This window comes from Marinobacter sp. MMG032 (assembly GCF_040112695.1).
GTDB classification, from domain to species: Bacteria; Pseudomonadota; Gammaproteobacteria; order Pseudomonadales; family Oleiphilaceae; genus Marinobacter; species Marinobacter salsuginis.
Map to the genome: position 1 here is coordinate 2,680,569 of NZ_CP157802.1, position 15,933 is coordinate 2,696,501.

Annotated in this window: 12 protein-coding genes; 10 read left to right on the top strand and 2 right to left on the bottom strand. The window is 58.6% G+C overall.

The genetic code is table 11. The features are described 5' to 3' along the window. The first annotated feature begins 94 nt into the window (after positions 1-94). The 6 genes from cysZ (at position 95) to ABNF92_RS12270 (ending at position 8,014) form a co-directional block, all read left to right on the top strand. The gene (gene cysZ / locus ABNF92_RS12245; protein ID WP_069182806.1) at positions 95-844 is read left to right on the top strand and encodes a sulfate transporter CysZ; all 750 of its coding nucleotides are present in this window, start codon (positions 95-97) and stop codon (positions 842-844) included. 16 nt (positions 845-860) lie between these two features. Then, positions 861-3,722: an RNA polymerase-associated protein RapA gene (gene rapA / locus ABNF92_RS12250; RefSeq protein WP_349342290.1), complete on the top strand. Its 2,862-nt coding sequence runs from the start codon at positions 861-863 to the stop codon at positions 3,720-3,722. Positions 3,723-3,852: 130 nt separating this feature from the next. Beyond that, positions 3,853-6,303, top strand: coding sequence for an acyl-CoA dehydrogenase (locus ABNF92_RS12255; protein ID WP_349342291.1), 2,451 nt, complete (start codon positions 3,853-3,855; stop codon positions 6,301-6,303). Positions 6,304-6,320: 17 nt separating this feature from the next. After that, positions 6,321-6,701: a fluoride efflux transporter CrcB gene (gene crcB, locus ABNF92_RS12260; RefSeq protein ID WP_069182168.1), complete on the top strand. Its 381-nt coding sequence runs from the start codon at positions 6,321-6,323 to the stop codon at positions 6,699-6,701. A 239-nt stretch (positions 6,702-6,940) separates the two neighbouring features. Next, complete coding sequence (locus ABNF92_RS12265; protein WP_008172950.1) at positions 6,941-7,147, top strand: cold-shock protein; 207 nt, start codon at positions 6,941-6,943, stop codon at positions 7,145-7,147. Positions 7,148-7,318: 171 nt separating this feature from the next. Further along, entirely contained in the window at positions 7,319-8,014 is a 696-nt protein-coding gene (locus tag ABNF92_RS12270; RefSeq protein ID WP_136629868.1) for a lysophospholipid acyltransferase family protein, read from the top strand. A 51-nt stretch (positions 8,015-8,065) separates the two neighbouring features. Here ABNF92_RS12270 and ABNF92_RS12275 read toward each other — a convergent pair whose 3' ends face one another. Beyond that, on the bottom strand, positions 8,066-8,869 hold the full coding sequence (locus ABNF92_RS12275; RefSeq protein WP_349342292.1) for a dienelactone hydrolase family protein: 804 nt from the start codon (positions 8,867-8,869) through the stop codon (positions 8,066-8,068). Positions 8,870-9,026: 157 nt separating this feature from the next. On the opposite strand from ABNF92_RS12275, the gene ald reads away from it, so the two are divergent. The 4 genes from ald to ABNF92_RS12295 all read left to right on the top strand — a co-directional run bounded on the left by ald (position 9,027) and on the right by ABNF92_RS12295 (position 13,480). Continuing rightward, positions 9,027-10,145: an alanine dehydrogenase gene (gene ald / locus ABNF92_RS12280; protein ID WP_349342293.1), complete on the top strand. Its 1,119-nt coding sequence runs from the start codon at positions 9,027-9,029 to the stop codon at positions 10,143-10,145. Between the two features lie 22 nt (positions 10,146-10,167). Next, on the top strand, positions 10,168-10,740 hold the full coding sequence (locus ABNF92_RS12285) for a glutathione S-transferase N-terminal domain-containing protein (protein ID WP_349342294.1): 573 nt from the start codon (positions 10,168-10,170) through the stop codon (positions 10,738-10,740). A gap of 179 nt (positions 10,741-10,919) precedes the next feature. Further along, entirely contained in the window at positions 10,920-11,531 is a 612-nt protein-coding gene (locus tag ABNF92_RS12290; RefSeq protein WP_222465536.1) for a Yip1 family protein, read from the top strand. Positions 11,532-11,746: 215 nt separating this feature from the next. After that, entirely contained in the window at positions 11,747-13,480 is a 1,734-nt protein-coding gene (locus ABNF92_RS12295; protein WP_349342295.1) for an alkaline phosphatase D family protein, read from the top strand. Here ABNF92_RS12295 and ABNF92_RS12300 read toward each other — a convergent pair. Continuing rightward, a complete protein-coding gene (locus ABNF92_RS12300) occupies positions 13,461-15,878 on the bottom strand; it encodes a xylulose 5-phosphate 3-epimerase (protein ID WP_349342296.1) in 2,418 nt (805 codons plus the stop codon). The two genes, ABNF92_RS12295 and ABNF92_RS12300, sit on opposite strands and share 20 nt — an antisense overlap. Between the last annotated feature and the right edge of the window lie 55 nt (positions 15,879-15,933).

A 15,933-nucleotide genomic window follows, 5' to 3' on the forward strand; every position in this document is an offset into this window, starting at 1 on the left:
GGAAGTCCCTGAGTGCTCTCGGGCTGTGGGAATGTTGTCAACATGATATGCTTTGCGCCCCGTCATTGTCATGGAAGCGGAGGTCCTGCCAGCGATGCTCAAGGGTAATTTTTTTCGTGGACTGGGCTACCTGGGGGAAGGTTTCCGCCTGATTCGTCAGCCCGGTCTGCGGCTGTTCGTCATTATTCCACTGGTTATTAATATTTTGCTCTTCGGATTGCTCTTCTTCTTTATGGGAGAGCTTTTTGCCGGGCTGATTGCCGCCGCCATGGCCTGGCTGCCGGACTGGGCGTGGCTACAGGCGCTGGATTGGCTATTCTGGATTCTTTACGGCGCAGTCATCGTGCTCATGCTCGCCTACGGCTTTGTGATCGTTGCCAACCTGATTGGTTCCCCTTTCTACGGCTATCTGGCCGAGCTGACGGAAAAGCACCTGACCGGTCAGGAAGTGAATACCGACGACAGCTGGGCGGCCATCATCAAGGATATTCCACGTGCGCTCTGGCGTGAGGTTCAGAAAATCCTGTATTACCTGCCGAGGGCTATCGGCCTGCTGATTATCGGTCTGATACCCGTCGTCAATCTGGTTGCGGCTGTTCTCTGGTTTCTCTTCAACAGCTGGATGATGGCGCTGCAATACGTGGACTACCCGGCAGACAACCACAAGGTCAGTTTCCCCGCCCTGCGCCGGTTGCTCGGTGATACCCGCTTGTCTGCTTTCGGCTTCGGAGTGCCAGTGGCATTGGCTGCCATGGTGCCTGTACTGAACCTGTTCGTGGTGCCTGCGGCGGTGTGCGGGGCAACGGCTTACTGGGTGCGTGAGAACGGCGCCACAAGAACGTAATTGGTCTGGAGGTTACTTGGATACATCGGGATTTGTTATTGGTCAGCGTTGGGTCAGCCACAGTGATACCGGCCTGGGGTTGGGCATTGTCACGGATATCTCCGGACGTCGGGTAACCCTGGGGTTTCCTGCTGCCGATGAGGAACGCACCTACGCGATTGATAACGCACCTTTGTCCCGCATCATCTATCAGCTGGGCGAGGAGATTGAGACCTTTGACGGCGAGCGGTACATCGTTCGAGCGGTCGAGGATATTGGTGGCGTGCTCATGTACCACGCCGACGATGGCACCGACCTGCATGAAATTTCCGAGGTCAAACTTGCGGGCTCGGTGAACTTTTCAGCGCCACACCAGCGGCTTTTCGCGGGCCAGTTCGATCGCAACGGCGCTTTTCGTCTGAGGTATGCGACCCTTCAACATATGAACCGCCTGAGGGCGTCTGCTGCCCAGGGGCTGATTGGTGCACGCACCCAGCACCTGCCGCACCAGATCTATATTGCCCATGAGGTTGCCCGGCGCCATGCGCCACGGGTGCTTCTGGCCGATGAAGTCGGCCTTGGCAAAACCATCGAGGCGGGGCTTATCCTGCATTATCAGCTGCACACCGGGCGGGCGAAACGCGCCCTTATCGTGGTGCCGGATTCCCTCACCCATCAATGGCTGGTTGAAATGCTTCGGCGCTTCAATCTGCGGTTCTCGATCGTGGATCAGGATCGCTACGATGCCCTGAAAGAGCAGGAAAGCGATGTCGACGCCCTGGTTAACCACATTTTTGGCGACGAAGACGAGGTCAATCCCTTCGAGAGCGAGCAACTGGTGCTCTGCAGTCTCGATTTCCTGAAGCAAAGCCAGAAGGCGCAGGACGATGCCCGCAAGGCTGAGTGGGATCTGATGATCGTGGACGAGGCTCATCACCTGGCATGGAGCCCGGATGAAGTCAGCCCGGAATACCGGATTGTTGAGGAGTTGTCGGCGATCAGCCGGGGCTTGCTGTTGCTGACGGCGACGCCGGAGCAGGTGGGTGTCGCCAGTCATTTCGCCCGGTTGCGGCTGTTGGATCCGGCCCGTTTCCATGATCTGGAAGCCTTTCGGAAAGAGGAGCAGCAGTACGAGACGATCAACGCGGTGGTCCGCCGGCTTCTGAACGAAGAATCCGCAATCAGCGCCGAAGACCAGAAGTTGCTGCGGGAATGGCTGGGAGAAGAGCTGGACCAACTGCTGACTGGAGACCATCCACGGCAAGCGGTCATTGATGCCCTGCTGGATCGCCATGGTACCGGGCGGGTGCTGTTCCGGAACACCCGGGCGGCCATCCAGGGATTCCCCGAACGCCGTCCCAACCCGGAGCCTCTGCCATGCCCGGCCATGTACGAAGGGCAGGCTTCAGGTCTTCAGGGGCTGACCCCCGAGCAACTGGTGCCCGAGGAGCAATGGCTGTCGGACGATCCGCGGGTGGCGTGGCTCGAGAAAAAGCTGGTCAGCCTGCGTCCCGCAAAGGTCGTCGTTATCTGCGCCAGCGCTGAGACCGCCATGGCCCTGGAGCACTATCTCCAGCTGCGCGCCGGTATCCGCAGTGCGGCGTTTCATGAACACCTGAGCCTGATCGAGCGAGACCGGGCTGCCGCCTACTTCGCCGACACCGAACAGGGAGCCCAGGCGCTGATCTGTTCTGAGATCGGCAGCGAAGGCCGCAACTTCCAGTTTGCCCACCACCTGGTGCTGTTCGATCTGCCGGGCAACCCGGATCTGCTTGAACAGCGTATCGGTCGGCTGGACCGGATTGGTCAGACCGAAACCATCGATATTCATCTTCCCTACCTGCGTGATACCAGCCAGGAGGTCCAGTTCCGATGGTTCCATGAAGGGCTGAACGCTTTTGCCGAAAGTTGCGCCGTCGGCGTTGCGGTTCAGGAAGCGGTCCATTCCCTATGGCAGCAGGCCATTGATGGCGATGCCAGCATTGCGAACGAGCTGGTTAAAGCCTCCGCCGAAGAGGCGGAGCGCCTGAAAACCCTGCTGCAAAACGGTCGGGATGCCCTGATTGAACTGAATTCCTGTCGCCCGAACGTGGCGGAGAACCTGATTGCCGCCATTGAAGAAGAGGAATCTGAGGAGCAGGTTCGGGACTACATGATGGAAGCCTTCGATATTCTCGGGGTCGATGTCGAAGACCATGCCGAACACTCCGATATCCTGCGGCCGGGCGAACAGTACCGGGCCGGCCATGTCGCCGAATTGCCCGAAGATGGTATGACCGTGACCTGGGATCGCAGGAATGCCCTGGAGCGGGAAGATCTGGCGTTTATGAGCTGGGAGCACCCGATGGTCACCGGGGTGATGGACTCGGTCACCAGCTCCGGCCTGGGCAAAGCCGCGCTCGCCAGCCTGTCGGTCAAGGCTCTGCCTCCGGGAACGCTGCTGATGGAAGCGCTGTTTACCGTGCACTGCCCGGCTCCAGACGCTCTGCAACTGACTCGCTACCTGCCGGTTTCGCCGTTGCGCCTGCTGGTGGACGTGAATGGCAAGGAGCTGTCGGGGGCTTTGCCCCACAACCGGCTGAACGAGATGTGCTCGAACATCCGCCGGCGCACGGCCCAGGCTATCGTGCCCCAGATTCGGCCCCAGGTCGAAACCATGGTGGATCACGTCGAGCGCCTCTCGGAGCCTCATCTGGAGCCCCTGAAAGCCCGGGCGCTTGAACAGCTCGCTGCCAGTTTCGAGCCGGAAATCCGGAGACTGGAAGCGTTGCAGAAAGTGAACCCTGCCATCCGCGAGGAGGAGATCGACTTTTTCCGGAACCAGTTCGAAGCGGCGAGGGATGCCATAGGCCATGCCAGCCTGGCTCTGGAAGGTATTCGTGTGATCGTGACCTCATAAATCGGGGTGCGACGGCTGTAACTGGCTGACTGAGCGGCATTTGCTGGTCAGCCTTCATCTGATGCGGTACCGTAAACGTAACGGTTTATAGTCTTCGACATTCCCGAACCATGGATGACAGAGAGAACCTATGATGACTTTCATACTGTTTATTGTGGCGCTGGCTGGCCTGCTGATAGTGATGCGGCGCGAGTCCGGTGCAATGTCCGCGATTGGCGTCATGGCCATCACCGGCCTGCTGTCGCTGATTTTTGCCTCTGGTTGGCTGGCCCTTGTTCTGTTTATTGGTGCCGCCGTCACCGCTGCCGCCGGCCTGCCCGGGTTCCGCCAGGGCTGGCTGACACCCCGCATTTTCGCGATGTTCAAGAAAGTCGCACCGAAAGTTTCCGATACCGAGAAAGTGGCCCTGGAAGCCGGTACCGTAGGCTGGGATGGCGAGCTGTTTACCGGTCGCCCCGACTGGCACAACCTGTTGATTAATCGCAACACAGGCCTGAGCGAGGAAGAACAGGCCTTCGTGGACAACCAATGCACCCAGGCAATCTCCATGTGCAACGCCTGGGATGTCGCCGTCGAGCGGGCGGATCTGCCGAAAGAGCTGTGGGATTTCCTGAAGAAAGAGAAGTTCTTCGGCATGATCATCCCGAAGGAATACGGTGGCCTGGAGTTTTCCGCCAAAGCCCAGACTGCGGTGCTGCAGAAACTGGCTGCCAATGAATCATTGATGGTATCCGTTGGTGTGCCCAACTCGCTCGGCCCGGGTGAGTTGCTGGTCAAATATGGTACCGAAGAACAGAAAAACCACTATCTGCCCCGGTTGGCGGATGGCCGCGAGATCCCCTGCTTCGGCCTGACCGGTCCTCGCGCAGGCTCTGATGCAACGTCGCTGCCGGACACCGGTATCGTGTGTAAACAGAAAGTGGATGGCAAGGAAGTGGTCGGTATCCGACTCAACTTCGAGAAGCGCTGGATTACCCTGGCACCCATCGCCACCGTCGTCGGCCTGGCCTTCCGTATGTTCGATCCGGACGGGCTGCTGGGTGACACCGAAGACTACGGCATTACCTGCGCGCTGATTCCCCGGGATACCAAGGGCATGGAAATCGGCCGTCGCCACTGCCCGATTGGCAGTCCGTTCCTGAACGGACCGATCAAGGGTAAAGACGTCTTTATCCCCCTGGATTACATCATCGGTGGTGTGGATATGGCCGGCCAGGGTTGGCGCATGCTGGTTGAATGCCTGTCTGTTGGCCGTTGCATTACGCTGCCCTCAGGCGCTGCAGGGGCAGCCGCCTACTCGGTCGGCACCGCCGGCGGGTTTACCCGTATCCGTCGCCAGTTCAACACCCCGGTTGCAGACATGGAGGGCGTGCAGGAGCCGCTGGCCCGGATTGGCGCCAAGACCTATATTGCCCAGGCGGCTGTTAACCACACCGCTAACATGATCGACAAGGGCGAAAAGCCGGCTGTGCCGTCGGCCATCCTTAAATACCATCTCACCGAGTTCCAGCGTGGTGTCCTGACCGATGCGATGGATGTTCACGGTGGCAAGACAGTGACCCTTGGCCCGCGCAACTACCTGGGCATTGGCTACAGCGGTGCGGCCGTTTCGATCACTGTTGAGGGCGCCAACATCATGACCCGAAGCCTGATGATCTTCGGTCAGGGTGCGATTCGCTGCCATCCATACGTGCTGAAAGAGCTGGCGGCCAAGGATAACGACGATATCAAGGCGTTTGACGATGCCTTCTTCGGCCATGCCGGCCTGATCTTTGGCAATGCGGCCCGCGCCTTTACCCAGGCTCTGGGGCTTGGTCGGGCCGATGTGCCGTTTGACAGCGCCAGCCGCAGGTACGCCCAGGCGGTTGCCCGTTTCAGTGCCGCCTTTGGTCTGTGTTCGGATGCGGCGATGACCACTCTCGGCAGCGAGCTGAAGATGCGTGAACTGATCTCCGCGCGTTTGGGGGATATGCTGTCTAACCTCTACCTCGCCTCGATGGTGCTGAAGAACTGGCACGAGACCCAGCCGGTGGAAGGTGAAAAGGAAGTGATGGAATACAGCATGAGCCTGCTGCTGCATCGCACCGAAAACGCACTGGATGAGTTCCTGCAAAATCTGCCGAACCGCGCTGTTGCGATGGTTCTGCGTGGTGTGACCATGCCACTGGGTCGCCGTTGGGACAGCCCCCATGACGATTTGGCCCGCAAGCTTGCCCGTGCGGTCTCCACTGACACACCGATCCGCAACAAGCTGATTGCCAGTGTGTGGACGACCGACAGCGAAGGAACCGTGGAGAATCCGGTCGCCCGCTATAACGGGTTGCTGAAGGATTACGACAAGGCGGAGCAGCTTTACCGGAAGGTGACCAAGGCCTACGCCAAGGGCGAGCTGCCGATGACGGCATTGCATCCGGAAGAACGTTTCGAGGCCGCGCTTGAGGCCGGTGTTTACACCAAGGAAGAGGCCGATTTCATGCGCCAGTACGAGACTGTGGTACTGGAAATGCTGACGGTCGATGACTTTGCCTTTGATGCCTTTGCCCAGAACAAGGAGTCTGTGATTGATCACAACCCCGCCTGACAGGGATCTGTCCTGAAATGTGGTTGTCTTTTGTAGCAGTCAGCGTTGGCGCCGTGATCGGCGCCAACCTGCGTTGGGCCCTGGGTTTGTGGCTGAACACCACCTACCATGCCGTGCCTTACGGAACCCTGGTTGCCAATCTCAGCGGCGGCTGGCTGATCGGCTTGCTGATCGGCTACTTTAGCCATGGCAGCGCGCTCGCACCGGAATGGCGACTGTTTGCAATCACCGGCCTGTGTGGCGCATTGACCACTTTTTCCACCTTCTCGCTCGAGATGTTTGCCGCCATCCAGGAGGGCAAATGGGCGATGGCGATTACCGGCATCCTGGCGCACGTGATCGGCTCCATCCTCATGACAGCGTTGGGAATTTACACCTTCGGTCTGTTGAAGGGATGATGGGTACCACTACCTACATAAATTCTCGAAAATACCCTTGGCAAGCTTCTGATTCAGGAGTACAGTGAACGGCGTAGGAAAGATTCAGCAAAGCATTTCATGAATAAGACGTACCTCCGCAGTTAGTAGTGACCGTCCTGTTTTTGATTCCGCGAGTTCTGTATTTCCGCAAAACGCCGACCTGACACCATGCAGGTGCGAGGCGGCAGATAATATGATTGATTTCAGGAAGTTTAAGTATGTCTACTACTACCGGTACTGTTAAGTTCTTCAACGAAGCAAAAGGCTTTGGCTTTATCACTCGTGAAGGCGGCCCGGACGTTTTTGTTCACTACAGCGCTATTCAGGGCAGCGGTTTCAAGACCCTGGCAGAAGGCCAGCAGGTTGAGTTCACCGTTACCCAGGGCCAGAAAGGTCCTCAGGCGGAGAACGTTGTTGCCCTGTAATCCCTGACGGATTCGGCAATAACCGCCAAAAAGGCAGCTTCGGCTGCCTTTTTTAATGTCTGAAAAAGGACATTGGGTCATGCCTCGCTTTTGTCATTATCCCTTCTTTGTGTAATCTTTACGGGCCTGCTGCTCGTTTAAGCGGAAGTCGAGATCTCCAGGAATCGTTACATGCTCCGAGTGCTAAAAGCTGCCTGGATCCTGTTCTGGGCCATACTGCTGACCCTGATTCTGTTTTTTCCGATTGTGATTGCAGCCCTGGTGGGAAAGCGGGGGGATGCAGCCTTCCATGGCACCCAGGTTTATGCCTGGATCATCCTGAAAGTCTGCGGTATTCGGCTCAGAGTGCGTGGCAAGGAAAACATTGAGCCGGGCCAGCGCTACGTGATTCTAAGCAATCATGCATCCTACTTTGACCCGCCCGCGCTGGTGCTTGCGCTCGGCCTGCAGTACCGATGGGTGATCAAGAAGGAGCTGCGCAAGGTACCCCTGTTCGGATTGGCCCTGGAAACTTCACGCAACCTGTTTATCGACCGCTCCAAAGGCAGCGATGCATTGGAGAGCATCAAGCGTGGGGTTGGCCAGCTTCCGGATGGCACCAGCATACTGATCTTTCCGGAAGGTACCCGTTCGTGGGATGGCAAATTGCTGCCCTTCAAGAAAGGTGGCTTTGTTATTGCCCAGGACGGCCAGCTTCCGATCCTTCCGATCACCATCTGCGGATCTCACCAGCGTTTACCCAAGGGCTCTGCGGCATTCAGCAGCGGTGAGATTGAAATCGTCATCCATCCCCCGATGGCCTCCGGGGCGTTGCCGCTGGATGACCTTATGACGGACGTTCGCAACAGCATTGCGTCTTCCCTTTAAAAACCAAAACCCGGCGGTCAGGCCGGGTTCCGGTTTTCAGAGCCCACTGTGTTACCGGGCGAAAATCTCCTCATAGAAACGCATGGTGCCGTTCCAGGAGCGGTTCGCGGCTTCTTCGTCATAGCCAATCGGCATACCGAACTCCTCGGCGACCTTGTCAGCGCCGGGATTGGTAAATGAGTGCAGCACTCCCGGGAAACTGACCAGCGTGAGGTCGACTTCTGCGTCCTGCATCTCTTTTACCAGACCGGCGACCTGCTCTGAAGGAACCATCTTGTCGGCGCCACCGGTATATACCTGAACCCTGGCTTTCACGGTTCCAGCTTCCGCGGTGATTGGACTTCCAAGGGCGCCGTGGTAGCTGACGACGCCGTCCAGGTCCACGCCCATACGGGCCATGTTCAGGACCACCGCCCCGCCAAAGCAGTAGCCTTGTGCGGCAATACGGGAGGCATCAACGCTCTCATGATTCTGCAGGATTTCCATCGCCTTCAGGAAACGCGCCTTTATCTGGTCTATGTCCTTGGTCGCTTCCTGCATGAACTTCTGGGCGGTATCGGGATGGTCTGCCAGCTTGCCGGAGCCATACATATCCAGGGCAAACGCCGTGTAGCCAGATGCTGCAAGCCGCTCTGCCTGGTCCCGGGCGAATTCATTGTGGCCCCACCACTCGTGGACCACCAGAACGCCCGGGCGCTTCTCCTCGAACTCGTCATCCCAGGCCATGTAGCCGGTGAAGGGGGTCTCACCGATCTTGTATTCGACGGTCTTGGTTTGCATTTCTGCCAGTACCTGCGTGCTTGCCAGAGTAAGTGAGAGGGTTGCCACTGCCGCTGTTGCTTTCAGGGTTCTCATAATCAGTCCTGCTCCTTTTGGGTCGGATTGTCTTTTTGTCCGGAAATCTACGCCCGGAACCGGTAAACCGATGCAATCAGTTGCCAATCCAGTATAGGACCTTTTGACTACACTACATCCAATGACTCATGAATCCGGACTGTCTTGGAGGTTGGCTATGAAAATCGGCGTGCCCAGGGAAATCAAGAACCGCGAATACCGTGTAGGCATGACGCCGGCGGCCGTTCACGAGCTGTGTGGCCACAATCATGAGGTGTTTGTGGAAACCGGGGCAGGCGTTGCCATCGGGTTTTCCGATGACCATTATCGTCAGGCGGGGGCCAGTATTGTTGATACCGCGAGGGAGGTTTTCGACACTGCCGAGCTTATCGTCAAGGTCAAGGAGCCACAGGCCGAGGAACGGGCACTGCTGAAACCGGAACACACACTCTTCACCTATCTGCATCTTGCTCCGGACAAGGCCCAGACCGATGACCTGGTGAAGTCTGGCGCCACCTGTATAGCCTACGAAACGGTCACCGACCGCGGGGGCCATTTGCCCCTGTTGGCACCGATGTCGGAAGTGGCGGGGCGTATGTCGATTCAGGCAGGCGCCCATTGTCTCGAGAAGGCCATGGGTGGGCGCGGCGTCCTTCTGGGCGGTGTGCCCGGTGTCAGCCCCGCTCGGGTCGCGGTGGTTGGCGGTGGTGTTGTTGGCCAGAACGCCGTTGCCATGGCGGTGGGTCTCGGCGCGCAGGTGACGGTGCTGGACCGGAATATGGATGTGCTCCGACACCTGGACCACCTGTATGGCAACCGCATAACCACGCTGTTTTCCACGGCCCAGACTCTTGATCAGGCGGTAACGGAATCGGACCTGGTCGTTGGCAGTGTGCTCATTCCCGGCGCTTCTGCGCCCAAGCTGATTACCCGTGACATGATCCGTCGCATGCCGGAGGGTAGCGTTATCGTGGATGTCGCCATTGATCAGGGCGGCTGTACTGAAACCTCGCGGGCAACCACCCACGACGATCCCACGTATATTGTCGACGGTGTGGTACATTACTGCGTGGCGAACATGCCGGGTGCCGTGGCGCGCACGTCCACACTGGCGCTGAATAACGTCACCTTGCCCTTTGTGGCGGCCCTGGCTAACAAGGGCCCGGACCGGGCGATGAAGGAAGATCCGCACCTCAGGGCCGGGCTGAACGTGGCTGCTTGCAAGGTGACTTACAGGGAAGTGGCAGAGGCGACCGGGCACCCATACACAAACCCTGAATCCCTGTTGGGATCCTGAGTGTGAAACCCTCGGAGAAACCATGAAACTGATCGGATCCACTACTTCACCCTACGTTCGGCGCGTTCGTATCCTGCTGGATGAAGAGCCCTATGAATTCGTCAATCTCAATATCTATGGTGAAGGTCGGGACGAACTGCGGCGCAACAATCCGACACTGAAAATTCCGGTGCTCGAAGACGGCGGTCAGGAAATCTATGATTCCCGGATCATTGCTCGCTATATCAGTGCCAAGCAGGGCCGTGACCCGCTGACCTGGGACCAGGAAAACCAGCTGACCATGGTCGACGGTGCCAATGACTCCGCGGTCACCATGCTGCTTTCGGAGAAGTCCGGTATTGATACCGGCGAGGACCTGATGTTCTACAACCTGCAACGTGAACGCATCATGATGACATTGCGCACGCTGGCGGCAATGGCCGAAGAAGGGCAGTTCGAAGAATGGAATTATCCGGCAATCTGTTTGTATTGCCTCGTGGACTGGCTGGACTTCAGGGACCTGGTGGATTATTCCGGTGTTGAAAGTCTGTTGTCATACCGTGACAGCCACAGGGATTACCCCTGGGTTGCAGAAACTGATCCCCGCAACGCCTGATTTCAGGCGGCCGGCCACTGCCGGCCGCCCCTCAGCCCATGTCAGGGCATTTTTTGAGCACTCTGCCTTTCCCATCCGCCATTCTTGACTATAGTTAAGAGTAAGGAGTGGTTGCTGATCTGACAGTTTCCGCATCCCGTATTTCACAATACCAACAACAGCGAAGAAGGGGGTTGTCCATGCTCCTGTCACATGCGTTCGGTCTCTTCACCCATCCTGATGAAGAGTGGGCTTCCATACGAAAAGAACATGAAACACCGCGCCGGGTCTACGTGGCCTATGTCCTGATTCTTGCGGCCATTGCACCGGTTTGCGCCTACATTTCGACGGCCTATTTTGGCTGGACTGTCGGCAATGAGCGGCTGATCAAGTTAACCGAGATCAGTGCGATGCAGCTCAGTGTGCTCACCTATCTGGCGATGCTGGTCGGCGTTTTCGCACTCGGCTATGCCATTAACTGGATGGCGAAAACCTACGGTGCCAAGGAGGAACACGTGCCCTCCAACGGCATTGCCCTGGCAGCATACTCCTGCACGCCCCTGTTCCTGGCGGGTTTTGCCCTGCTGTATCCGGTGCCCTGGTTCAACGCCATCGTTTTCCTGGTTGCGGCCTGCTATGGGGCTTACCTCATGTACGACGGGCTGCCGATTGTCATGGGTATCGAGAAGGAACGGGCCGTCATGTATGCCGGTGCGTTGTTGACTGTTGCCCTGGTGATTCTGGTATCGACACGGGTCGGCTCAGTCATCCTCTGGAACTTTGGCGTAGGGCCGGTATTCGTCAGCGGATAGGCCGGATCTGAACGGAATGCCAAGGGGGAGCCTCGAGCTCCCCTTTTTTATGAATTCCGGCAGTTAGCGCAGGCCTGTCGTGATTTGCCATCCCCCTGTCGCAATTTGGCAATGCGTTCTTAACGAAGCCCGACTAGGTTCTTCAGTTGGAGTAGTACCGGCAAGGACCGCAGGATGCCGGGCTATGAAGGATGAATGCAGGGGAAGACACAACAATGAAACGATTGACACGACGGGATTTTCTGAAGGCATCAGCCATGGGTATGGGCGCCGTGGTGGTCTCTACCGGCCTGGCAGGCTGTGTGCTGGACAGCTCGGATGAGCGCACAATCACCTTCACTCACGGTGTGGCCAGTGGCGATCCGCTTGCTGACGGTGTCATGCTCTGGACCCGGGCAGCGCCTGCGAATGGCGGCGCCCCGGTGGGCGTGGCCTGGGAGGTATCCACGGACGAGGATTTCGAGAACCTGGTGCATTCAGGCACGGCGGAGGCTGCTGCAGCCCATGATTTCACCGTCAAGGTGGATGTGCGCGGTCTGGCGCCCGGGCAAACCTACTATTATCGCTTCCAGACGACCGATCGTCAGTCACCGGTGGGCGTGACCCGGACATTGCCGGAGGGCAGTATCGACTCGGTGCGTCTGGCCGTGGTGTCCTGTTCGAATTACCCGGCCGGTTACTTCAACGTCTACCGGGAAATCAGTAAACAGACTGATCTGGATGCCGTGGTGCATCTGGGCGATTACATCTACGAATACAGCTCTGACAGCAGCAGCTACGCGGCTCAGGATGCCCAGGACCTGGGCCGGACCTTCCCCGAGAACAACAACCTTGAGCTGATTGAACTGGCGGATTATCGCAGGCGTTACGCTGCGTACCGGTCAGACCCGGATCTTCAGTCTCTCCATGCCAGAGTGCCGTTTATCGTGGTGTGGGACGACCATGAAGTGGCCAACGACACCTGGGAGGAGGGCGCCGAAAACCATAATGACGGAGAAGGGGATTTCACCGAACGCAAACTCAATGCCCTCAAGGCCTATTTCGAGTGGATGCCGATCCGGCCGGTGATCGAAGGAAGCGACGAAGCTATCTTCCGGACCTTCCGGTTTGGCAATCTGGTGGATCTTCACATGCTGGATACCCGCATCATCGGGCGCGACCAGCAACTGGACTATATGGACTACTTCACAGGCGAAGGCCTGGATGCGGCTCGTTTTACTGCGGATGTCGGCAGTCAGAACCGCACCCTGCTGGGCGCGGAGCAGCTGCTGTGGCTGCAGTCTTCCCTGAACTATTCCACGGCCACGTGGCAGGTGTTGGGGCAACAGGTACTGATGGGCCGTATGAATCTGCCCGCGGAACTTCTGGTAGCGATTGCTACCGAGCAGTTTGAAGGCCTGCCACAAAACCTTGCCGAGCTGGCGCAGCTCAAAGGTCGCGCTCTCCAGGGGGATCCGTCTCTGACGCAAGAGGAATTGGCCCGCATCAACACCGTTGCCCCCTACAATCTGGACGCCTGGGATGGCTACCAATATGAGAGGGAGGTGGTTCTGGGGACCGCCAAGGCGCTGAACAAGAATCTGGTCGTGCTGGCCGGGGATACCCACAATGCCTGGGCCAACAATCTGAAGGACATCAATGGGGACCAGATTGGCGTGGAATTCGCCACGGCCTCGGTGACATCACCCGGTCTGGAGGAGTACCTGGGCATTCCGGATGAGATGATTCAGGGTGCGGAACAGGCGATCAGTCTGCTGGTCGATGATCTGGATTACCTGAATGTGAATCAGCGGGGGTTCATGCTGGTTACCTTCACTCCGGAAGAAGCAAAAGCGGACTGGTACTTCGTGGACACCATCAAGTCCCGGGAGTACCAGATCGATGCGGGCCGAACAGCTTCTCGACGGGTATTGGCGGGTCAGGGCGCACTCATGGCAGACCCCGTGTAATAACGGCCGGGTCGCCCCGGCCCTCAACCGCTGCCAACTCGGCGCTGGACAGCCACTCCCCCGGTGGCTTGTCCATAACACCTGCGCAGGCAGCCAGGGCATGGCCCCAGGAGCAGCCGTTGGCAAACAGCATGCCGGCCTCGTTCAGTGTGCCCCCGCGGTTGATGTAGCCCAGAACCCGGGATTGGGACGGGTCAGGGAACAACGGGTAGAGGTGGCCCCGGAACACCTCAGGGCGCATGTGAGTCAGGGCTACCCGCCGGTGAATGCGATGGGGGAACAGGCGCTCCCTCTCGAATTCCGACAGGCATACCTCTGCTTCCATCGTGTCCCTTGGCTGGCGGAACCTGCCCGGCTCCTGGATATAGACCAGCCGGAATGGGGTGCCGGTTTCACGCAATCGTTCACACGCCCGGATGGCCTCGGACAACTGATAGGCACCATTGGCCATGAGCAGCAACGGTTCGCCACCGGCGGTGTCCTCATCGACCACCAGGGCACCATGTCTGGCCAGCAGTTCCGCTTCCCGTCTGTCAAACACACAGGGGCGTTCACGTTTCGGGATGACCATGCACGTGATCCTGCCTCTTTCACTGAACACCGAGGGCAGCGTCGCCAGGGTGCTGTTGTAGTCTGCCGGAAACAGGACCCGGGACACGTCATTCATCTCAGCGAGCATGCTCTCGCAGAAGGTGGTGTCCTGGTGGGATTGCTCGTTCTTTCCGTTTTCCCAGGTATGTGAGGTGGCAATAACCGGCAGTCCGAGCCAGCGTGCCGGTCGACCCACTTCCTTCTGGTGCCGGGCAAAGATCAGCTCCTGGCGGATGGCGCCGAGCATCTTCACGCAGAACGCCTCATAGCTGGCCACCAGGTTCAAGCCGGCCTTGTTGGCCAGGCAAGCCGATACCACGGCTTCTTCGTTCAGGGCCGTGATGATCTTGCCATGGACCGATTCCTGATCGTTCTCGGGTTCATTTACCCGGTGTTTCAGATCTTCAAGGACACCCTCAAGCCGGTTGCTTGCCAGTTCGTCCGGATTGCCCACTCGCGCCCTGAGCCCCGGGTTGTTGGCCACCAGAGCCCGGAAAAACTCATCCACGGCCTTCATGGGCGAGGTGGGGGCGGGATTGGACGGCAGTCTCGGGATCACTGGATCCGGTGGATTGCGTACTGCGAGGGCATGGTCCCGTTCCAGGGCGCGTGATTGCCCGGCGTGCTGATTCAGCTGAGCAATACAGCTGTGCAGTTCGTCAGGAGCCACCCACAATCTGGCTGCATGTTCGTTAAACAGCTCTCTGGCCCGGGCGTCCATGCGCGGGTTGCCGGGCAACGGCAGGTTGTGCGCAGCGTTGCTGCTGGCACCATAAAACCCGTAACCCTTGTTGGTTTCCGCTATGCCATGGGGCACCCGCACGGGATAGCTGCTTTCGCCCCTCAGAGCGGCCTCGCCATTGGTAGCCAGTGCCTGTTCCATCTCATACAGGGCACAGACAAACGCGGCAGGATCCCGGCCATCGAAACGGAAGGGCACGAAGCCCCGGTGCTCAAGATGTGCTTCAAAACGTTCGAGGCCTTCGCGGGTACCCAGTTCGGTGCGCTGTTCGATGCGCCGGCCGTTGGCAATCATGACCGGCATCACGGCGCCACAGTCCTCGGCGCGCCACCAGCGGGGGATCCAGTCACTACCGCGCTGTTCCTCGGCAGCGCCGTCCGACAGGAAGGCCACCAGGGACTCTCCCGGCAAGGGCATGTGGGCATACTGGAGTTCGGCAAAACCCAGGTAACCACCTTCGAGAATGCCACCCGCGGTGTGCGGATTGACATGGCTGCCAAGAGGGGCTGCCATGCTGCCATCCGGCTTCTGCCGGTAGCTGTAGAAATCGGCCACCAGGGTGGAAAGCCCGTCGGGCCCGCGATAACGTTCTGCCTGTTCCGGATGCAGGTTTCCGGTGAGGACATTCAGGGCATCCACCGCGGCCACGCAATGTCCCTGGCCCATCAACCAGCTCCGCGTCCGTCCGGTCAGGTTGTTCAGGGCGAGATAGCCGGCATAGGCCGGTACCATATTCAGTGCACCGCCAGTGTGGCCTTCCGGATTGGTTTTGAAGTCCTGGGGTGCCAGGGGTTGACCGGAGACATCGACCCGGCGGGCATAGGTCATATGCACCACCAGCCACAGCCCGGCACTGGTCAGCCGGTCCAGATCGCCAAGCCTGCGATAAACGGTGGCGGCGTCCGGCTGGTGGCCGGCGGCGACCAGATGCTCTGCCAGCAACCTGACCTGATGTCGCGTGGTTTCGTTGTGCTCGATGACGCCATAGCCATCGCACCAGCGCCGGTAATCCGGGCAGTCGGTAGCGGTGTGATCCGCCGGTGCTGAATGAATTGGCGATGGCATGAGATGCCTCCATGGCGTCAGTATGTCAGTGGATTTTAAAACCACCGCTGTTAAC